Here is a 19,306-nt window from a genome sequence, read left to right on the forward strand (position 1 = left end):
TGGGGGATCACACGCGCTCGCCGGCGCGCATCTTCTGCGTGACGGTGCGCTCGCCGTAGAAGGAGAGGAACGGGATGGTGCCGAGCACGAGTGCGACGACCGCGCCCCTGAGGCTCCACTTGGCCCGGAGCGCCAGGTCGACGGTGGACAGGAAGAAGAGCGCGTAGAGCCAGCCGTGCGCCGTCCCGAGGACGGTGACGAACTCCGGGACGTCGGCCAGGTACTTCAGCGGGACGGCGACGGCGAACAGCAGCACGAGCAGGACGCCGACGACCGTGGCCATCACCCGGTAGCGCTGCAGCGCCGCGGCGATCGCCTGCTCGGAGTCGCGGGCCGGCGCGGTGCGGTCAGCGGCCATGGCCGGCACTCCGCTGCCCGAGGGCGCGCTCGTTGAGCTCCGCGAGGTAGGCGTTGTAGGCGGCCAGCTCGGGATCTCCGGAGGTGTCGATCCGCGGGCGCTGGTACAGGACCACGGCGGCGCCCGGCTCGCCCTCGTCCGGGTCGCGGGTCAGCTCGACCCGGAGCATCCGCAGGTAGAACCACAGCCCCATGAACCCGTAGAGGGGCCACTGGAGGGCGTAGCTCCAGTTGACCGCCCCGCCGCCGGCCTCGGCCTTGGTCAGCTGCCAGTACCCGAGGAAGAAGGTGGCCACGAAGAGGGCCGCCACCAGCAGGTGCAGCAGCAGCCACTTGGGGGTCAGCAGCCGGGAGAACACGCCTCGACTCTAACCGCCGGCCGTGGACCGGCGGCCGAGGTTCCGCGCACACCCGGGCTCGCGGATGCGGCACGAGCGCCGCAGGCCGGGGACGGGGTCCGGAACGGGGTCCGGGACGCGCCGGTGGGGTGTCTCCGGTGGTCGGCCGCCGAGCGGGGTCGGCTAGTCTCGCCCCACACTGTGAACGGCAGGATGCCGTCCGCCCGGAAGCCGGCGGACGACCAGCGGGAGGACCGCCCGGACGCCCGGGTGGAGAACGAGGAGGCAGCGAGCAGTGGCTCGAGGCAGCAGGCTCGCGCGGCTGGCCGCGCTCGGTCTCCTGGGGGTCGTGACCCTCACCGGATGTTCGATGCCGAACAACGAGTTCTGGCGGTTCGGCTGGCCGGAGGGCATCACCCAGGAGTCCGAACCCATGCGGGAGCTGTGGACCGGCTCCGTGATCGCCGCGCTGATCGTCGGCTTCGGCGTCTGGGGCCTGATCGGCTGGTCGGTGGTGCGGCACCGCAAGCGCAGCGACGAACTGCCCAAGCAGACGGCGTACAACCTGCCGCTGGAGATCGTCTACACGATCCTGCCGTTCGTGATCATCGCCGGGCTGTTCTTCTACACGGTGGTCGTCCAGAACGAGGTCCGTGACCGCAGCGAGAACCCCGACGAGACGATCGCGGTCAACGCGTTCAAGTGGAACTGGCAGTTCGTCTACCCCGACACCGAGGGCCCGGACGGCGAGCCGGTCAACACGATCGGCACCACCTCGGAGATCCCGATCCTCGTGCTGCCGACCGATCGGACGATCCGGTTCGAGCTGACCTCGGCGGACGTCATCCACTCGTTCTGGGTGCCGGAGTTCCTCTTCAAGCTCGACGTCATCCCGGGCAACGAGAACGGCCGGGACAACGTCTTCGAGGTGACGGTCGAGGAGGAGGGCGCCTACGTCGGGCGCTGCGCGGAGCTGTGCGGCAGCTACCACGCGTACATGAACTTCGAGGTCCGCTCGGTCTCCGGCGACGACTACGAGGACTACCTGGCGGCGCGGGAGTCCGGCCTGGACACCTACGAGGCCCTCGAGGAGATCGGCCAGCCGGGGCTGTCGTCCACCACGGCGCCGTTCGAGTACCTGCAGAACAAGAACACCGACCTGAATGCGGGGGGCTGAGATGTCGATCGTCCGGGTCCTGACCGCACCGACGCACGAGGAGGCGCGACCGTGAAGGTCGAGGCGCTCATCTTCAACATCATCGCCTTCTTCTGCGTCGTCGCCGCCGTCGTCTACGGCGTCTGGGCGCGGGAGCCGATCGGCACGACGGCGCTGGTCCTCTCCGCGGGCCTCACGGGCCTCATCGGCGGGTTCTTCTGGTTCGTCTCCCGGCGCATCGACGCGCGCCCGGAGGACCGCAAGGACGCCGACATCGCCGACGGCGCCGGTGAGCTCGGGTTCTTCCCGCCGGCCAGCTACTGGCCCTTCGGCCTGGCCCTGTCCGCCGCGCTGATGGGCCTGGGCCTGGCCTTCTTCTACAGCTGGCTGATCCTCATCGCCGCCGCCGCCCTGATCATCACCATCTCCGGGCTGCTGTTCGAGTTCCACACGGGGCAGAACGCCACCCAGAGCTGAACCACCGCGCCTCTCCCGAGGGCCCCACCCGCCGCCGCGGGTGGGGCCCTCGGTCGTGCTGGGGGCTCGTCGGAGCTCACCGGCGCGGCTGGGCGGGCGGCCGTTCCCGGCGCAGGTGACCGTCGCCCGTTCCCGGCGCAGGTCACCGTGGCCGCCTCAGTGGACCCGGGGCGGCCCCAGGTCCCGCACGCGGGCCAGGTCGACCGGTGTGCCGTCGCCGGCCCCGGTGTCGTGGACCTCCAGCTCGTGCAGCCGGCCCTCCGTCAGGTGCAGCACGACGTCGAGGGTGAACCGTCCGCTCCACGGCCCGAGGAGCTGACCGCGAGATGGTCGGTCGTCCCGGTCGCGGACAGCCGGCGGACCGTCGCCACGGGCAGCGGGGCCCCCGACGTCGACAGCTGGACCGACGAGCAGCCGCACGTGCACGCGCCCACGACGGCCGCGTCGGCGACCTGGCCGCTCGGTTCCGGGCCCACCGCGGCGGCCAGCCAGGACAGCACCGCGACCTCGGCGGGGGAGGGCGGTCGAGGGCGGTGCAGGGCGCGGAACACCGCTGTCCCCGCCGGGAGCTCGGTCGGCATGAGGGAAGTCTGGCCCGTCGGTGGGGCGGGGGGCAGCCCGGTTCCCGGCGGGGAGGGTCCCGGGGCGAAAGGGGCCGACATGCAGCAGGGCCCCGGTGGCGTCCACCGGGGCCCTGCTGGTCGAGCGGTATCAGTCGCGCGGTTCCTGCGGGCGTCCACCGTCCGAGGGGCGGCCACCGTCGGCCGGGCGGCCGGAGGACGTCAGCTCACGGTCCTCACCGGCGGCCAGGCCGCGGCCCTCCCGCCGCTGCTCGAGCTCCACCTGCGCGGGCTCCTCGATCGGGGAGAAGAAGCCCCGGATCGCCCGGCGGGCACCACCCACCTGGTTCATCCGCTTCGGCACGGGTGCGCCGCCGTAGGCGAGCTGGCCGTGGCCGTGCTCGTCCACCGGGCCCAGGGGCTGGTGGACCTCGATGAACTCGCCGCTGGGCAGCCGCCGGATCACACCGGTCTCGATGCCGTGCTCCAGCACCTCGCGGTCGTGCTGCTGCAGACCGAGGCAGATCCGGTAGGTCACCATGTAGGCGATCGCCGGCAGGATGATCACCCCGATCCGGCCCACCCACGTCATCGCGTTCAGACTGATGTCGAACTTGTCGGCGATGAGGTCGTTCCCGCCGGCCACCATCAGCCAGAGGTAGAACGTCAGCGCCATCGCACCCAGCGACGTGCGCACGGGGACGTCGCGGGGACGCTGCAACAGGTGGTGCGGTGCGGTGTCCCCGGTCATCTTGCGCTCGATCACCGGGTACAGGGCCAGCAGGGTGAACATCAGGCCGGCGATGACGACCGTCGGCCAGAAGAGCGCCGGGATGTTGTAGTCGCCGGGCAGCTCGATGTCCCACGGCGGGAAGATGCGCGTGGAGCCGTCGAGGAACCCGATGTACCAGTCCGGCTGCGATCCGGCGGACACCTGCGCGGGGTTGTAGGGGCCCCACAGCCACACCGGGTTGATCTGCACGAGACCACCGAGCGCGGCGCAGACGCCGAACACGATGAACACCAGGCCGGTGGCCTTCGCCGCGAAGGTCGGGAAGAGGCGGTTGCCCACCACGTTGTGCTCGGTCCGCCCGGCACCCGGGAACTGGGTGTGCTTCTGCTTGACCAGGATGATCAGGTGCAGCGCGATGAGCGCGAGCAGGATCGCCGGGATGATCAGCACGTGGGCGATGTAGAAGCGCCCGATGATCTCCGTGCCGACGTAGTCACCGTTGAACACCGCGAAGTGCGCCCACGTGCCGATGACCGGGACGGACAGCAGGATCGCGCTGATGATCCGGAGCCCCGTGCCCGACAGCAGGTCGTCGGGGAGGGAGTAGCCGGTGACGCCCATGAGCAGGGCGAGGACCAGCATGACGACGCCGATCAGCCAGTTCGTCTCCCGCGGCCGGCGGAAGGCGCCGGTGAAGAAGATGCGCAGCAGGTGGACCACGATCGACGCCACGAACAGCAGCGCCGCCCAGTGGTGCAGCTGCCGCATGAAGAGGCCGCCGCGGACGTCGAAGGACAGCTGCAGGGTCGAGTCGTAGGCCGCCGACATCTCCACACCGCGCAGCGGGGCGTAGGAGCCTTCGTAGACGACCTCCTGCATGGAGGCGTCGAAGAAGAACGTCAGGTAGGTGCCCGACAGCAGCAGGATCAGGAAGGAGTAGAGCGCGATCTCCCCGAGCAGGAAGGACCAGTGGTCGGGGTAGACCTTGTTCAGGGTCCGGCGCAGCCACGGCGCGACGGTCAGCTGCTCGTCGACGGCGTGACCCGCCTTGCCGAGCCTCGTCGTGGGGGCACCCGGTGCAGTGGCGGTGCGGGCCATCAGATGCGCTCCCGGTTCCAGTACGTGGGTCCTACGGCCTCGATGTAGTCGCTGCGGGCGACGAAGAACCCTTCGTCGTCGACACCGATGGGCAGCTGCGGGAGCGCACGCGTGGCCGGCCCGAACACCGGCTTGGCCCCCTGCGTCACGTCGAACTGCGACTGGTGGCACGGGCAGAGGATCCGGCTCGTCTCCTGCTCGTACAGCGACACCGGGCAGCCGGCGTGGGTACAGATCTTCGAGTACGCGACGTAGTCGCCGAAGGAGAAGTCCGCCTGGCCCTCGCGCGGCTCGTTCTCCAGGACCTGCTCGGGACGCAGCCGGATGAGCATGGTCGCCGCGTCGGCCTCCCGGTTCCCGCCGGGGACGGCCGGGAAGACGGTCTCGAGCGAGCCGGGCTCCTGGTCGCCGGGGCGGATCGGGCTGCCGTCGTCCCGGAGCAGGCGGACGCCCTCGGCCCAGCTGGTGGTGCCGAGCGGGTTGCCCTTGTTCGGGTTCTTGATCAGGCCGCCGAGCGGCATGATCAGCATCAGGCCCACGCCGCCGCCCATGAGCGCGAGGGAGCGGGTGATCAGCTTGCGGCGGGCGAGCCCGCTGTTGTGCCAACCACCCACCAGCGTCGCGCCGGCGGTGACGCGGTCGAAGTGCGAGCCGTCGTGCTTGTCCTGCACCGCGGTCTCGTGCGGCAGCAGCTTCTTCGTGAAGAGCACCAGGCCGAGACCGACGCACAGCAGCGACAGGCCCATGAACAGACCCAGGAGCGGCGTGAAGAGGGCGCTCCAGCCGCCTTCGGTGATGTCCCACTGCCAGTCGGGGAGGAACCAGCCCGAGCCGACGTAGACCACGACGAAGAGGAAGGCGAAGAGCCCGGCCAGCGCGAAGACCGTGCCCACCTGGCGGACGGCGCGCCGCTCCAGGTTCGACCCCGGCTCCGGGCCCGGGTCGACGTGCATGATCTCCACGCCGTCGTAGCGCGCACCGAGGCGGTCGAGGTCCTGGCGGCTCATGGCCGCCAGCTGCTCGGGGGTGTAGTCGTCGTCCGGCCCGCCGTACAGCGTGTCGGGGACGTCGGCGCCACCGGTGGAACCGGGGCGGGTGTCGCGGGTCGTCACGCCTTGCTCCCCATCCAGAAGATCCCGAACATCAGGATGCCCACGCCGACGACCCAGATGACCAGGCCCTCGGCGACCGGGCCCGCGCGGCCGATCCCGGCACCGCCCGGGTCGGCCTGGGCACCGATCGTCTGGACGTAGTTGACGATCGCCCGCTTCTCCTCGGGGGTCAGCTGGTTGTCACCGAAGACGGGCATGTTCTCCGGCCCGGTCAGCATCGCGGTGTAGATCTCCAGGTCGTTGGAGTCCTGGAGGCTCGGCGCCGCCTTGCCGGAGGACAGCGCACCCCCCTGGCCCACGAAGTTGTGGCAGGACGCGCAGTTGAGCCGGAAGAGTTCCCCGCCCTCGGCGAGGTCGCCGTCGCGCAGGTCCCCCGACGGGAGGGTGGGCCCGCCGCCGTTGGACTGGACGTAGGCCATCAGCTGGTCGATCTCCTCGTCGGAGAAGACGGCCGGCTTGTGGGGCGCGTCGGCCTCCTGGCGGACCAGCGGCATGCGGCCGGTGTGCACCTGGAAGTACACCGAGGCCTCGCCGACGCCGATGAGCGACGGCCCGCGGTTGGGCACGCCCTCGAGGTTCTCGCCGTGGCAGGTGATGCAGCTGCGCTGGTAGAGCTCCCGGCCGGCCGCCTCGGCGGCGGACTCCGTGCTGTCGTCGGCGGCCTGGGCCGGCGCGAAGACGGAGTACATCGCACCGGTGAGCACCAGGGCGGTCAGCAGGCCGGCGACGTTGGCCAGCCGGCGACGGTGCTTGGAGCGCCGCCGGGCGCGGGCCCGCCGGGCCGGGTTGCCGTCGACTGGCCCGGCGCCGTCGTGCACGGCCTCGGACTGCGGGTTCTGAGAGGACACCGGCTTCCTAACGGATGAAGTAGATCGTGGCGAACAGCCCGATCCAGACGACGTCGACGAAGTGCCAGTAGTACGAGACCACGATGGCCGAGGTCGCCTGGGCGGGGGTGAAGCGGCCCATGGTGGAGCGGATGAGCACGAAGATGAACGCGACCAGTCCGCCGATCACGTGGAGCCCGTGGAAGCCGGTGGTCAGGTAGAAGACCGAGCCGTACGTGGACGAGGAGATCGTCGTGCCCTCGTGGACGAGCTCGTAGTACTCGTACGCCTGGCCCAGGACGAAGATCAGGCCCAGCGCGAAGGTGATCGTGAACCACCTGCGCAAGCCGTAGACATTGCCTTCTTCCGCGGCGAACACCCCGAACTGGCAGGTGACCGACGAGCTGACCAGGATCAGCGTGATCACGAGCGCGTACGGGACGTTCAGCTCGGTCGGTTCCGGTGGCCACCCCTCGGTGGACCGGGCTCGCGCGGTGAAGTACATGGCGAACAGGCCGGCGAAGAACATCAGCTCGCTGGAGAGCCAGATGATCGTGCCGACGCTGACCATGTTCGGTCGGGTCAGGGAGTGCACCCGCGATGGGTCGAAGGTGCTGCTCGCGACGGGGGCCGTTGTCACGAGGCTCATCATGGCATCGCCGGGGGGTCGTCACGACCGCGGGTGCGGTGGGCGTGGCGCCGAAGTGATCAGGTCTTTACCGTTTCCCCGGCCTGCCCGGGAAATGCCCTGGTCTGCCGCTAGGCTCGGCGGGGTGAGCTCCGCCACCGACGTCACCGACACCACCTCGATGCCGGCCACCGTGGTCGTCTACAGCCACCGGCCCGAGGTCCGCGCCGCCGTCCGGACGGCGGTGGGCCGTCGTCCCGCGGCCGACGTCGGCCCCGTGACCTGGCTCGAGTGCGAGACCGGCGACGACGTCGTCGCCACCGTGGACGCCGGTGGCGTGGACCTCTGCATCCTCGACGGCGAGGCGCAGCCGACGGGCGGTCTGGCGGTGAGCCGACAGCTGGACCAGGAGGTCGTGGACCGGCCCGCGGTGTGCGTGCTCATCGCCCGGCAGCCGGACCGCTGGCTGGCGCACTGGTCCCGCGCGGAGGGGACGCTCCCGCTGCCGATCGACCCGCTGACCGCCCCCGGCGTGGTCGCGGACCTGCTGCGTGCCCGTGCGCAGCGCCCCGCCGTCCGCCGGTGAGCCGCCCGTGAGCGCCCCCTCGGTAGACGCACCGACCTGGCCGCAGCTGTACAGCCGTCTGCTCGCCGGGAAGGACCTGTCCTCGGCCGACACCGCCTGGGCCATGCGCGAGGTGATGACGGGGGAGGCCACGCCCGTCCAGGTCGCGGCCTTCGCCGTCGCGCTCCGGGCCAAGGGGGAGTCGGCGGCAGAGGTGGCGGGCCTCGCCTCGGAGATGATCGCCCAGGCGACGCCGGTGCAGCTCTCCCGTGACTGCGTCGACATCGTGGGCACCGGAGGCGACGGCGCGCACACCGTGAACATCTCGACGATGGCCGCGGTCGTCGCGGCGGCCGCCGGCGCGCCGGTCGCCAAGCACGGTGGCCGCGCGGCGTCGTCGTCCTCGGGTTCCGCCGACGTGCTCGAGGCCCTCGGGGTGGTCATCGACCTGCCCGCGGAGGGCGTGGCCCGGTGCGTCGACGAGGCCGGCATCGGTTTCTTCTTCGCCCCGGTGTTCCACCCCGGCATGCGGCACGCCGGCCCGGCCCGGCGGGAGATGGGCATCGCCACCGTCTTCAACTTCCTCGGTCCGCTGACGAACCCCGCCCGGCCGGTGGCCGCCGCGATCGGCTGCGCGGACGCCCGGATGGCCCCGGTGATGGCCGACGTGCTCGCCGCCCGCGGGGGGCGAGCGCTGGTGTTCCGCGGCGACGACGGTCTGGACGAGCTGACCACGGCGACCACCTCGTCGGTCTGGGTGGTGCGCGACGGGGACGTCGAGCCCGACCGGCTGGACCCGGCGGCCCTGGGCATCCCGGCGTCCGGCCCGGATGCGCTGCGGGGTGGTTCGGCGGAGTTCAACGCGGATGTCTTCCGTCGCGTGCTCGACGGCGAGCGGGGGCCGGTCCGCGACGCGGTCGTGCTGAACGCCGCCGCCGCCCTGGCGGCCTTCGACGAGCGGTCCGCCCGGCTGCACGACGCGGTCGGGGCGGGCATGGAGCGGGCCGCCGCGGCCATCGACGACGGCCGTGCGACGACGCTCCTCGACCGCTGGGTGACCGTCAGCCAGTCCTCCCGCGCCTAGGCCCCGTCCAGAGGCTCGTCCCGAGCGTGCGAGGGATGAGGGGGACGGGGTCCTTGTTCAGTCGGCGGAGTCGAAGCCGATCGAGAAGGCGGCGTCGAGGTCGTGTCGCGAGTAGGCCCGGAAGGCGATGTGCGTCTCGGTCTCGAGCACGCCGGGCACCTTGTTGATCCGCCCGGCGATCACCTCGGCGATGTGCTCGAACTCGCGGACCCGGACGATGGCGATCAGGTCGACCTCGCCGGCGGTCGAGTAGACCTCGCTGACCCCTTCGAGGTCGGCGATGGCGGCCGCGACCTCGGGGATCGCGTCGGTGGCGGCGTCGATCATCACGATGGCGGTGATCACGCCGGGGAGCCTAGCCCTGAGCGGACCCGGCCGCCCGCACCTGCGGTGACGCGCTCCGGGCGGGCGCGGGTGCCGAGCGACCGGTCGTCGGCGAACGGGTCCCGTCGGGTGTGTCCCGTCTCCACCCGCGCGAGGAAGGAGCTGAACCCGCCGGTTCCCGGTGCCGCACAGGCCAGGGTGCCGGTGAGCTCCACCAGACGGGTGCCCGGCTTCTCCATCCAGCGCAGGATCAGCTCCGTCTCGTCGACGGTGGCCGCCAGCTCGCCCTCGGGACCCGCGAGCGTCTCGGCGGTGGCCAGCAGCCCCGGCAGCGTGGCGCGCACCGAGGTGCCCCGCGGTGCCCCGCCCGCGGCGACCAGGCGGCCGCGGCGGACGACGGACAGCTGCCAGCCGCCCGAGCCGTCGGCCCGGGCCAGCACCAGCTCCGGGACGGCTGCGAGGGATTCCAGTCGCTGCCGGCGGCGCACGGCCCGGACGAGGACGGCCACCCGGTCCCGGAGGAGCGCGGCGTCCTCGTAGCGCTCCTCGGCGGCCAGCCGGTCGACCCGCGCGAGCAGTGGCGCGACGAGATCGCGCGGGTCGTGGTGGACGGCCGCCCGGAACACCGCCGCGATGGGCGCGTAGGCCTCCACCGACTGGGCGCCGGTGCACGGGCCGCCGCAGCGGCCCATGTCGAACAGGGCGCAGGCCGCGCTGGGGATCCGCGGCGAGATCCGCGTCGTGCACTGCCGCAGCGGCAGCGCCTCGTGCACCGCGGCGACGGCGGCGTCGGCGGCCCGCCGGTCGGGGAAGGGACCGAGGAAGGCCCCGGCGCCGGGTCGCACCCGGCGGACCACCGACAGCCGGGGGAACGGCTCCTCGGTCAGCCGGATCCACAGGGCGCGCTCGGGGAACCGGGACCGGCGGTTGTAGCGGGGCTTGAGCTCGGCGATCAGCCGCAGCTCCCGGACGGCCGCCTCGAGGTCGTGCGCGCAGGGGATCGCGTCCACCCGCTGGGACAGCGCCACCATCTCGGTGATCCGGCTGCGCTGCTCGCCGGAGGAGAAGTAGCTGCGCACCCGGCTGCGGAGGTCGTTCGAGGTCCCGACGTAGAGGGGCTCGTCGCGCGGACCGCGGAAGAGGTAGACGCCCGGTCCCCGCGGCACGCCGTCAGCCAGGTGCCGCTTGCGCAGCCGTTCCGGGTCGACCTGGCGGGTGAGCCCGGTCAGCTCCTCCAGCGAGGTGATCCCGAGCGGCCCCAGCCGTTCGAAGAGGCCGTGCAGCACGTCGACCGTGGCGCGGGCGTCGTCCAGCGCACGGTGGGTGGGGGAGGTGGTGGCGGAGAAGTAGGGCGCCAGCGTGGCCAGCTTGCAGTTGGGTACCTCGTCGCGGGACAGCAGCCGGCGGGCCAGCACCGCGGTGTCCACCGACGCGGTGGCCGGCCACGGGATGCCGGTCTCCGCGCAGGCTGCCTTGAGGAAGCCGAGGTCGAACGGCGCGTTGTGGGCGACCAGGACGGCGCCGCGGGCGAACTCCAGGAAGGCGGGGAGCACCGTCCCGATGCGCGGTGCGGCGGCGACCATCGTCGAGGTGATCCCGGTCAGGACGCTGATGTAGGGCGGGATCTCCCGCCCCGGGTCGACCAGCGTCTGGAACTCGCCGAGCACGACCCCGCCGCGGACCTTCACCGCGCCGATCTCGGTGATCGCGCTGTCCTTCGGGGACCCGCCCGTGGTCTCGAGGTCCACCACGACGAACGTGACGTCGGCCAGGGGCGTGCCGAGCTCCTCGATCGTGACCTGCTCGTACCGCAGGCGATCCGGCCGCGGGGCCTCTTGCCGCCGGGGGACGTCACGGGGGAGCGCGGGGGAGGTGGGCACGACCGGACGGTAGGTCGGGGGAATGACACTCCTGTGATGCCGCGCCGCGGCCGGGGGCTGCCGTGGTGTCGCCCGCACGAGGGTCACCTGCACGTTTGCGCTGGCGGACGGCGGACGGGCAGGACACCATTCCCCCGGTGGGCCGCCCCCGAGGACGCGCGCGGCCCGGACACGCAGAGGTGGTCTGATGCTCCCGCGCTCCCGGTGGCGCACTGCCGGGACGGCGGTCCGGACGGCCGTCGCGCTGCTGGCCGCCGCCGCGCTGTCGGCCGGCGCCGTGCAGCCGGCCGCCGCGGACCCCAGCGACCAGCCGGGCGGCACCACCGCGGTGCTGGACAGCCGGGCGCTCGACCGGCTCCAGCAGCGGGCGGCCGAGGTGCAGGCCGGGCTCCAGCAGCAGCAGGCCGAGGTGGCCGCGGCGCGGGAGGAGCTGGTGCAGGCGCAGGCGGTGGTCGCCGCCGCCGAGGCCGTCGTCTCCGATGCTGCGGGGGAGCTGGCCGTCCACCAGCGGGAGGTCGCCGGCTACGCGGCGGCGATCTACCGGGACGGCGGGGCGGTGACCCCCCTGACGCTGCTGCTCTCCGGCGGGGATCCGGGGGACGTGGTGTCGGCGCTCGGCTTCCTGGAGGTCGTGGACGCCCATGCGGCGCGCGTGATCGGTGCCGCAGAGGAGCTCCGGCAGGCGGCCCTGGGGGAGCAGCGGCGGGCCGCCGCCGCGCTGGCGGAGGCGCGGGCGCGGGCCGACGCGGTCGCCGCGACGGTGGCCGGGCTGGAGGCCGCGGCGGCCGCCGTGACCGGCGAGCTGGACGAGGCCCTCGCGGTGGTCGACGGCCAGCTGGCCCGGCTCCAGCGCGAGCAGCTCGACGTCAACGACCGGACCGCGGCCAACTGGGGCGCCTACCTCCAGCAGCTGGGCGCCGCCGGCATCACGCCCCCACCGGCAGCGGCCCTCCTCGATCCCGCGGCCGGCCTGCCGGCGGGACTGGTGCCGGTGGGGGCGGGGGACGGCACGGCCCAGCGCGGGGCGGCGCAGCTGCCGCGGCAGCCGACGTCCCTGCTCGTGCTCCCGGCCGAGACCCTGGCCGCCGTGACCGCGGCGATGGATGCCCTGGGGCGCCCCTACGCCCCGGGTACCGCCGGACCGGACTCCTGGGACTGCGGAGCGCTCGTCCGGTCGGCGTACGGGGCGGCGGGCGTGCCGCTGCCCGGCGGCCAGGCAGACCTGTTCGCCGTCACGCCGCCCGTGGCGCCGGCCGACGTGCTCCCCGGTGACCTGGTCTTCCTGGGCACGGCCGAGTCGGGGCTCGGCCACGTCGGGATCGCGTTGGACCCGACGACCATGCTGGCCGCGGACGCACGGGCCGGAGCGGTGGTCGTGCGCACCCTGCCCGGCGACCAGGTGCTCGGCATCGGACGCCCCAGCCTGGGGCAGCGGGCCCCGGTGGCCGCCCCCGGCCCGGCCGGCGGGGCGCTGCGGGTGGAGTGCGGGAACACCGTCTACCCCGCGAGCTACGACGGCGCGCGTTCGTGGGGCGGCTATCCCAACGGCCTGATCCCGCCCAGCGCCATGTGCCCGATCGGGGTGGGCGCCCACACGCTGCGCTGCGACGCCGCCGCGGCCTACCGGGCCATGTCGGCGGCCTACGCCGGAGCCTTCGGCGGGCCGATCTGCCTCACCGACTCCTACCGCAGCTACGCCGGCCAGGTCCGCCTCTACGGCCAGAAGCCGGCCCTCGCCGCGGTTCCGGGCACCAGCAACCACGGCTGGGGGCTCGCGGTGGACCTCTGCGGCGGGATCGAGCGGTTCGCTACGCCGCAGTACGCCTGGATGACGGCCAACGCCGGCCGCTTCGGCTTCCTGCATCCCGACTGGGCCGAACCCGGCAACGGCCGCGAGGAGCCCTGGCACTGGGAGTTCGCCGGCACCTGAGCCGGGGTGCTCCGCGGGGACCCGGGGGAAATTGTCGGTGCCCGCTCCTACCGTGCGGACGACTCACGGAGGAGAGAGACCATGCTGATCGATTGCGACACCTGCACCGCGCGCCCGACGGGCTGCGCCGACTGCGTCGTCACCGTCCTGCTCGGGGCGCCACCCGGATGGCAGGGGGTCGACCCGGTCGTCGTCCCGATCGACGGGCGCCGGGGGGCGCTCGCCGGTGCTCCCGAGGCGGGCGTCGCGGCCGAGGACGTCGTCGTGCCACCGGCCGGCGTCGTCGTCGAGTTCGACGAGGTCGAGCGCCGGGCCGTCCGTGCGCTCGCCGACGTCGGTCTGGTGCCCCCGCTGCGCCATCGCGACCCGGCCGGGACCACGTCCGACGGCACCCGGAGGACCGGCTGAGCGTGCGGACGGAACGGTCCGCGTCGCATCACATCGAGCGCGCGGCACGCCCCTGAGCTGCGGCGACGGACCGGAATGCGACTCCCGTCACACCTGTCACAGGACTGTCCATTTGTCACGCGATCGTCACGGTCGTAGGGTCGCCGGGTCCGACCGAGTGGTCGTCACCCGCAGAGGGGTGGCCTCGGACGGGCACCGCCTAATCGCCTGACGGCTCCTGCAGAGGTGCCGGACGGCGAGCCGGGGACCCACCGCAGTCCTGGGGTGAGTTCTCCTGCCGGCCGGTTCGCCGGTGCGCAGGGGATAGGGCCAGTCTTCCCAGCCCGAACCCGTCAGCTAACTCGGTAGGCGGTCGTTGAGGAAGAACGGAGAGCCGCCGCTCGTGGCGACCCCACACGCCGTACCGCCGCACGCCCTCGATCAGTCCGCCGCCGCACGTCCGCCCGCTCCGGGTCACGTCGGCTGGCTGCGCTCCGGTCTGCTCCTCGGAGTGACCGCGGCCCTGACCTTCACCGTCCTGCCGGGCACCGCGTCCGCGGACCCGGCCACGACCACGGCCACCGACGCCACCCAGGCGGCCCGGCTCGTCGCCGACGCCGAGCACGAGCTCGAGGTGGTCACCGAGGAGCTCAACGAGGCCAAGGTCCAGCTCGAGGAGCAGCACGCCGCTGTCGCCGCCGCCGAGCAGGCCGCGGCCGACGCGCAGCTGCAGCTGGACTCCCTCGACGGCCAGGTCCGCCAGCTGGCTCGCTCCGCGTACACCAGCGAGGGGTTCTCCCGGCTGGACGTGCTGCTCACCAGCAACTCGGCCGAGGAGCTGATCCACCAGCTCGGCACGCTGGACGCCATCGCCGGGCACACCAACCAGCAGCTGGCGGAGGTGGCCGAGGCCGCCGCCGCGGCGGAGGAGGCCCAGGCCGCCGCCGACGAGGCGGAGGCCGCGGCGCAGCGCGCCGTCGACGAGATCGCCGCCCAGCAGGAGGACCTCGAGGCGCAGATCGCTGACTTCCAGGCCCAGTACGCGGCACTGAGCGTTCCTCAGCAGGAGGAGGTCGCCCGAGCGCACGGCGGCACGCAGGCACAGGCCGTGCCCAGCGGCGTCGTCGCGCCGAGCGGCGCGGCGCAGGTCGCGGTGGACACGGCGCTGGCGCAGGTCGGCGATCCCTACGTCTGGGGCGCCGGCGGACCGAACGCGTTCGACTGCTCGGGCCTGACGCAGTACGCCTACTCCGCCGCCGGGGTGAGCCTGCCGCACTCCAGCCGCAGCCAGTCCCAGATGGGCTCGCCGGTGTCCGTCGGGGACCTGCAGCCCGGCGACCTGCTCTTCTACTACAGCCCGACCAGTCACGTGGCCATGTACGTCGGCAACGGGAAGATGGTGCACGCCTCGACCTCGAGCAAGCCGGTCATGGTCGTGGACTTCAACTCGATGAGCGGCTTCACCCACGCGCGGCGCATCGGCTGACACCCGGCATCGCCGCGGCCCCGGGCCGGCGATCCCCACGCGGGGGTCGCCGGCCCTCGCCGTCGGGCGGTCCGGGGGCCGTCGCCTAGGCTCCGGCAGGTGAGTGGGCGTGGGAGCGCGCGTCGCGCCGCACTGGTCACCGCGGCCGTCCTCGGCGTCGCGCTGGTGGTCGTCATCGCCGTCACCACGCCCTGGACGCCGCTGCCGGAGCCGCCGGGTGGCCGCAGCCCGGTCGACCCGACCGCCGGGCTGTCGCCGGCGCAGGTCGAGCTCGCCGAGAGCTTCGTGGCGGCAATGCGCCCGGCCTCGCTGGCCTCGCTGCTGCTCGGGTTGGCCGTCTCGGCGCTCCTCGGTCTCACCCGGGCCGGGGCCCGGCTGGTGCGCGGTGTGGCGGCACCGCTGGGTGGTGGCTGGGTCTGGCAGGTGCTGCTCGGCGTCCTGGCGCTGGCCGTCGTGGGCCGGCTGGTCACCCTTCCGCTCGCCGCGTACGGCGAGGTGGTGCGACACCGGTACGGGCTCTCCACGCGCAGCTGGGGGCTGTGGCTGCGGGATGTCGGCGTCTCCACGGCCATCGACGCCGGTCTGACGGCGGTGGGCGTCCTCGTGCTGGTGCTGCTGGCCCGGCGGCTGCCCCGGATGTGGTGGGCCTGGGCGGGGGCGGGGGCCGCCGCCCTGGTGGTCGTCGGGTCGTTCCTGTGGCCGGTCCTGATGGAGCCGGCGTTCAACCGGTTCGAGCCGCTGGCGGCCGGGCAGCTGCGCACCGACCTGCTGGAGCTGGCCGAGGAGAACGGCACCCCGGTCCAGGACGTCCTGGTGTCGGACGCCTCCCGGCGGACGACGGCGTTGAACGCCTACGTGTCCGGGTTCGGCTCCACCCGGCGGATCGTCCTCTACGACACCGTCCTGGACCGGCTGCCCGACGCGCAGATCGAGTCGATCGTCGCCCACGAACTCGGGCACGTGGCCACCGACGACGTGCTCTCCGGCACGCTGATCGGCGCGCTCGGCGCGGGGGCGGGTGCGGCGGCGCTCGGCTGGCTGCTCACCTCACCGGTCCTGCTGCGGCGCGCCGGTGCGGACGGCCCGGCCGATCCGCGGGTCGTCCCGCTGCTGCTGTTCCTGCTGGCCGTGGGAACCCTGCTCTCCACGCCGGTGCAGAACGTGGTGTCCCGGCACGTCGAGGAGCGGGCGGACGTGCAGGCCCTCGACCTCACCCGGGACCCGGCGGCGTTCAGCGATCTCCAGCGCGACCTGGCCGGCGCCAATCTCAGCGACCCCGACCCGCCGGCGGCCTGGCACTGGTTCTTCGGCTCGCACCCCACCGTCGCCCAGCGGCTGGCCATGGCCGACGACTGGGCCCGGCTGGAGCGTCCGTGAGCGGCAGGACCTTCGTCGTCACCAACGACTTCCCGCCCCGGCAGGGCGGCATCCAGACCTTCGTCGCCGCGCTGCTGGCCCGGCGCCCGCCGGAGTCGCTCGTCGTGCTCGCCTCCCGCTCGCCGGGCTGGGAGGTGCACGACGCCGCGCTGCCGTACCCGGTCGTCCGGCTGCCGACCGGCATGCTGCTGCCGACGCGCACCACCGGCCGGGCCGCCGTCGAGCTCGCCTCCCGGTTCGGCTGCGACACCGCCGTCTTCGGCGCCGCCGCACCCCTGGGCCTCCTGGGGCCGACGCTGCGGGCCGCCGGGGTGCGGCGACTCCTCGGCATCACGCACGGGCACGAGACGGGCTGGGTGGCCCTGCCGGGCGGTCGGCAGGCCATGCAGCGGATCGCGTCCGGGCTGGACGTCGTCACCTACATCAGCGAGTACACCCGCGACCGGCTGGCGCCCGCGCTCGCGTCGCGCGCCCGGCTGGCCCAGCTCTCCCCGGGGGTCGACGTCGAGCGCTTCACCCCGGACGCCGACGGCGCGGCCGTCCGCGAGCGCCACGGCCTCGGGACGGCGCCGGTGGTGGTGTGCGTCTCGCGGCTCGTCGCCCGCAAGGGCCAGGACGTGCTCGTCGCCGGCTGGCCGCGGGTGCTGGCCCGTCACCCGGACGCGCGGCTGCTGCTGGTCGGGAGCGGGCCGGCCGAGGCATCGCTCCGGCGCGCCGTGGCCGCCCGGGGGCTGGCCGGGTCGGTGATCTTCACCGGGCCGGTGGAGCCGGCGGAGCTGCCGGGCCACTACGCCGCCGGCGACGTCTTCGCGATGCCGTGCCGGACCCGCCGGGCCGGGCTGGACGTCGAGGGCCTCGGGATGGTGTTCCTGGAGGCGGCGGCCTGCGCGCGTCCCGTCGTCGCGGGCACCTCCGGCGGGGCCCCGGAGACCGTCCGCGAGGGCGTCACCGGGCACGTGGTCGACCCGCGCTCGGCCGAGGCGGTCGCCGACACGCTCGCCGACCTGCTCGCCGCCCCCGACCGGGCGCGCCGCATGGGCGTCGCGGGACGCGCCTGGGTGGAGGAGCGCTGGTCCTGGACCCGGATCGCGGCCACCTTCGCCGAGCTGCTCGAGTCCTGAGGACGCCGCTGCTCCCCACCCGGAGGAGGGTGGGGAGCAGCGGGCGGGACCTCGGCGGGCGGTGTCAGCGGGCGTAGAGCCCCTCGACCTCGTCGCCGAACTCCTTCATCACCACGGCGCGCTTGAGCTTCAGGCTCGGGGTGAGCATGCCGTTGTCCTCGGTGAAGTCGGTGCCCAGGATCGTGAACTTCTTGATCGCCTCGGCCTGCGAGACGGCCCTGTTCGCGTCCTTGACCGCGGCGTCGATCTCGGCCTGGAGCTCCGGGTCCTCGCGGACCTGCTCGATCGGCTGGTCGGCCGGCTTCCCCTTGGACTCCAGCCACTGCGGCAGCGCTTCGGCGTCCAGCGTGATCAGGGCGCCGATGAACGGACGCTGGTCGCCGACGACGATGCACTGGCTGACCAGGCGGTGCGCGCGCAGCCGGTCCTCGAGGACGGCGGGCGCGACGTTCTTGCCGCCGGCGGTCACCAGGATCTCCTTCTTGCGCCCGGTGATCTTCAGGAAGCCGTCGCTGTCGAGCTCACCGAGGTCACCGGTGTGGAAGAAGCCCTCGGCGTCGATGGCCTCCCGGGTGGCGTCCTCGTTGCGCCAGTAGCCGCGCATGACGATGCCGCCGCGGATGAGCACCTCGCCGTCGTCGGCGATGCGGAACTCGACCCCGGGCAGCGGCCGGCCCACGGTGCCGATCCGGATCCCGTCGTCGTGGTTGACCGACGCGGCGGCGGTCGTCTCGGTCAGGCCGTAGCCCTCGTAGACGGTGACGCCGATGCCGCGGAAGAAGTGGCCCAGCCGGTCACCCAGCGGCGCGCCGCCGGAGATCGCGCCCTCGCAGCGCCCGCCCAGGGCGGCCCGCAGCTTGCCGTAGACCAGCTTGTCGAACAGGGCGTGCTGGGCCCGCAGCGCCAGGCCGGCGCCGCCGGTGTCCTGCGCGCGCGACCAGTCGATGGCCACCTGGGCGGCCTTGTCGAAGATCTTCCCCTTGCCGTCGCCCTCGGCCTTGGCCTTGGCGCTGTTGAACACCTTCTCGAACACCCGCGGGACGGCGAGGACGAACGTCGGCTTGAACTCGCCGAGGTCCTCGACGAGGTTCGAGACGTCGGGGGTGTGACCGATGACCGTGCGGGTCTTGACCGCACCCACCTGCAGGACGCGGGCGAGCACGTGCGCCAGCGGGATGAACAGCAGCAGGGAGCCCTGCATGTTCATGAAGCGGCCCAGCAGGCTCATCCCGTTGCCGATCTCGAACAGGAAGTTGCCGTGGGTGAGCTCGCAGCCCTTGGGGCGACCGGTCGTGCCGCTGGTGTAGATCAGGGTGGCGGGGCTCTCGGCCCTGAGGGTGCCGCGGCGCGTGGCGAGCTCGCTGTCGGGGACGTCCCGGCCGGCCTGGATCAGCTGGTCGACGGCGCCGTCCTCGATCACGTGGACCGACCGCAGGTCGGGCGCCTGCTCCCGGACGGACTCCACGGCGGCGGCGTGCTCGTCCCGCTCGACGACGATGGCGGTGGCCCCGGAGTCGGAGAGGATCCAGGCCACCTGGTCCGGGCTGGAGGTCTCGTAGATCGGGACGACGACGGCGCCGGCCGTCCAGATGGCGAAGTCGAGGACGGTCCACTCGTAGCGGGTCTTCGCCTGCAGGGCCACCCGGTCGCCGGCAGCCACGCCGGCGGCGACGAGCCCCTTCGCGACCCCCGACACCTCGGCGCCGAACTCCGTCCAGGTGACGTCGTGCCACTGCCCGTTCCGTCGCCTGCGCAGGCCGACCTCGGCTCCGTGCTCGGCGACGTTGGTGGCGAGCATGTCGGTCAGGGCCTCGTCCGGGCCCACCTCGGTGGTCGCAGGAACGCTGAACTCGCGCACGCCTGGTC

General features: G+C 73.4%; 19 protein-coding genes and 1 riboswitch. Of the genes, 9 read left to right on the plus strand and 10 right to left on the minus strand.

Going from position 1 to position 19,306, the window contains the following annotated elements; all coding sequences use genetic code 11:
* Positions 1-7: 7 nt before the first annotated feature.
* Positions 8-358, minus strand: coding sequence for a DUF3817 domain-containing protein (locus BM142_RS13110; RefSeq protein ID WP_092199493.1), 351 nt, complete (start codon positions 356-358; stop codon positions 8-10).
* Complete coding sequence (locus tag BM142_RS13115) at positions 348-716, minus strand: metalloprotease (protein ID WP_092199265.1); 369 nt, start codon at positions 714-716, stop codon at positions 348-350. Before BM142_RS13115 ends, BM142_RS13110 begins: the two co-directional genes overlap by 11 nt.
* Before the next feature lie 274 nt (positions 717-990).
* Between BM142_RS13115 and ctaC the strand changes: the two genes are divergently transcribed.
* On the plus strand, positions 991-1,872 hold the full coding sequence (ctaC, locus tag BM142_RS13120; protein ID WP_092199267.1) for an aa3-type cytochrome oxidase subunit II: 882 nt from the start codon (positions 991-993) through the stop codon (positions 1,870-1,872).
* Between the two features lie 51 nt (positions 1,873-1,923).
* A complete protein-coding gene (locus BM142_RS13125) occupies positions 1,924-2,328 on the plus strand; it encodes a cytochrome c oxidase subunit 4 (RefSeq protein ID WP_092199270.1) in 405 nt (134 codons plus the stop codon).
* A 263-nt stretch (positions 2,329-2,591) separates the two neighbouring features.
* Here BM142_RS13125 and BM142_RS13130 read toward each other — a convergent pair whose 3' ends face one another.
* The 5 genes from BM142_RS13130 to ctaE form a co-directional block, all read right to left on the minus strand.
* Positions 2,592-2,909 carry a hypothetical protein gene (locus tag BM142_RS13130; protein ID WP_092199273.1) on the minus strand — a complete coding sequence of 106 codons (318 nt, stop codon included), beginning with the start codon at positions 2,907-2,909 and terminating at the stop codon, positions 2,592-2,594.
* Positions 2,910-3,039: 130 nt separating this feature from the next.
* Positions 3,040-4,719 carry a cytochrome bc1 complex cytochrome b subunit gene (gene qcrB / locus BM142_RS13135; protein WP_092199276.1) on the minus strand — a complete coding sequence of 560 codons (1,680 nt, stop codon included), beginning with the start codon at positions 4,717-4,719 and terminating at the stop codon, positions 3,040-3,042.
* Positions 4,719-5,831 (minus strand): cytochrome bc1 complex Rieske iron-sulfur subunit, encoded by a 1,113-nt coding sequence (gene qcrA, locus BM142_RS13140; RefSeq protein ID WP_092199279.1) that lies wholly within the window; start codon positions 5,829-5,831, stop codon positions 4,719-4,721. The genes qcrB and qcrA overlap by 1 nt, the downstream gene beginning before the upstream one ends.
* A complete protein-coding gene (gene qcrC / locus BM142_RS25515) occupies positions 5,828-6,679 on the minus strand; it encodes a cytochrome bc1 complex diheme cytochrome c subunit (RefSeq protein WP_092199283.1) in 852 nt (283 codons plus the stop codon). The genes qcrA and qcrC overlap by 4 nt, the downstream gene beginning before the upstream one ends.
* 7 nt (positions 6,680-6,686) lie before the next feature.
* Entirely contained in the window at positions 6,687-7,298 is a 612-nt protein-coding gene (gene ctaE, locus BM142_RS13150) for an aa3-type cytochrome oxidase subunit III (protein WP_256381297.1), read from the minus strand.
* A gap of 133 nt (positions 7,299-7,431) precedes the next feature.
* On the opposite strand from ctaE, the gene BM142_RS13155 reads away from it, so the two are divergent.
* Both BM142_RS13155 and trpD read left to right on the plus strand, forming a co-directional pair.
* On the plus strand, positions 7,432-7,872 hold the full coding sequence (locus BM142_RS13155; protein WP_254790874.1) for an ANTAR domain-containing protein: 441 nt from the start codon (positions 7,432-7,434) through the stop codon (positions 7,870-7,872).
* 7 nt (positions 7,873-7,879) lie between these two features.
* Complete coding sequence (gene trpD / locus BM142_RS13160) at positions 7,880-8,935, plus strand: anthranilate phosphoribosyltransferase (protein WP_175527263.1); 1,056 nt, start codon at positions 7,880-7,882, stop codon at positions 8,933-8,935.
* 57 nt (positions 8,936-8,992) lie between these two features.
* Here trpD and BM142_RS13165 read toward each other — a convergent pair whose 3' ends face one another.
* Both BM142_RS13165 and BM142_RS13170 read right to left on the minus strand, forming a co-directional pair.
* Positions 8,993-9,280, minus strand: a complete 288-nt coding sequence (locus BM142_RS13165) for an Lrp/AsnC family transcriptional regulator (RefSeq protein ID WP_092199290.1) — start codon at positions 9,278-9,280, stop codon at positions 8,993-8,995.
* The gene (locus BM142_RS13170; RefSeq protein ID WP_092199293.1) at positions 9,277-11,139 is read right to left on the minus strand and encodes a DEDD exonuclease domain-containing protein; all 1,863 of its coding nucleotides are present in this window, start codon (positions 11,137-11,139) and stop codon (positions 9,277-9,279) included. The genes BM142_RS13165 and BM142_RS13170 overlap by 4 nt, the downstream gene beginning before the upstream one ends.
* Before the next feature lie 187 nt (positions 11,140-11,326).
* On the opposite strand from BM142_RS13170, the gene BM142_RS13175 reads away from it, so the two are divergent.
* The 5 genes from BM142_RS13175 (at position 11,327) to BM142_RS13195 (ending at position 17,440) form a co-directional block, all read left to right on the plus strand.
* Positions 11,327-13,069 carry a D-alanyl-D-alanine carboxypeptidase family protein gene (locus BM142_RS13175; RefSeq protein WP_092199296.1) on the plus strand — a complete coding sequence of 581 codons (1,743 nt, stop codon included), beginning with the start codon at positions 11,327-11,329 and terminating at the stop codon, positions 13,067-13,069.
* A gap of 81 nt (positions 13,070-13,150) precedes the next feature.
* Entirely contained in the window at positions 13,151-13,477 is a 327-nt protein-coding gene (locus BM142_RS13180; RefSeq protein ID WP_092199299.1) for a hypothetical protein, read from the plus strand.
* Positions 13,478-13,693: 216 nt separating this feature from the next.
* Positions 13,694-13,843: riboswitch (cyclic di-AMP (ydaO/yuaA leader) on the plus strand.
* Between the two features lie 16 nt (positions 13,844-13,859).
* On the plus strand, positions 13,860-14,942 hold the full coding sequence (locus tag BM142_RS13185; RefSeq protein ID WP_092199302.1) for a C40 family peptidase: 1,083 nt from the start codon (positions 13,860-13,862) through the stop codon (positions 14,940-14,942).
* A 99-nt stretch (positions 14,943-15,041) separates the two neighbouring features.
* Entirely contained in the window at positions 15,042-16,319 is a 1,278-nt protein-coding gene (locus BM142_RS13190; protein ID WP_092199306.1) for a M48 family metalloprotease, read from the plus strand.
* Positions 16,316-17,440 carry a glycosyltransferase family 4 protein gene (locus BM142_RS13195; RefSeq protein WP_092199309.1) on the plus strand — a complete coding sequence of 375 codons (1,125 nt, stop codon included), beginning with the start codon at positions 16,316-16,318 and terminating at the stop codon, positions 17,438-17,440. The genes BM142_RS13190 and BM142_RS13195 overlap by 4 nt, the downstream gene beginning before the upstream one ends.
* Positions 17,441-17,504: 64 nt before the next feature.
* On the opposite strand, the gene BM142_RS13200 is transcribed toward BM142_RS13195, so the two are convergent.
* Positions 17,505-19,298 carry an AMP-dependent synthetase/ligase gene (locus tag BM142_RS13200; RefSeq protein WP_092199312.1) on the minus strand — a complete coding sequence of 598 codons (1,794 nt, stop codon included), beginning with the start codon at positions 19,296-19,298 and terminating at the stop codon, positions 17,505-17,507.
* Between the last annotated feature and the right edge of the window lie 8 nt (positions 19,299-19,306).

This window comes from Blastococcus tunisiensis (genome assembly GCF_900112815.1).
Classification (GTDB): Bacteria; Actinomycetota; Actinomycetes; order Mycobacteriales; family Geodermatophilaceae; genus Blastococcus_B; species Blastococcus_B tunisiensis.

Coding starts and splice junctions, on each gene's coding strand:
- BM142_RS13110 (WP_092199493.1), bottom strand. CDS start 358: ATGGCCGCTGACCGCACCGCGCCGGCCCGCGACTCCGAGCAGGCGATC.
- BM142_RS13130 (WP_092199273.1), bottom strand. CDS start 2,909: ATGCCGACCGAGCTCCCGGCGGGGACAGCGGTGTTCCGCGCCCTGCAC.
- qcrB (WP_092199276.1), bottom strand. CDS start 4,719: ATGGCCCGCACCGCCACTGCACCGGGTGCCCCCACGACGAGGCTCGGC.
- BM142_RS13175 (WP_092199296.1), top strand. CDS start 11,327: ATGCTCCCGCGCTCCCGGTGGCGCACTGCCGGGACGGCGGTCCGGACG.
- BM142_RS13180 (WP_092199299.1), top strand. CDS start 13,151: ATGCTGATCGATTGCGACACCTGCACCGCGCGCCCGACGGGCTGCGCC.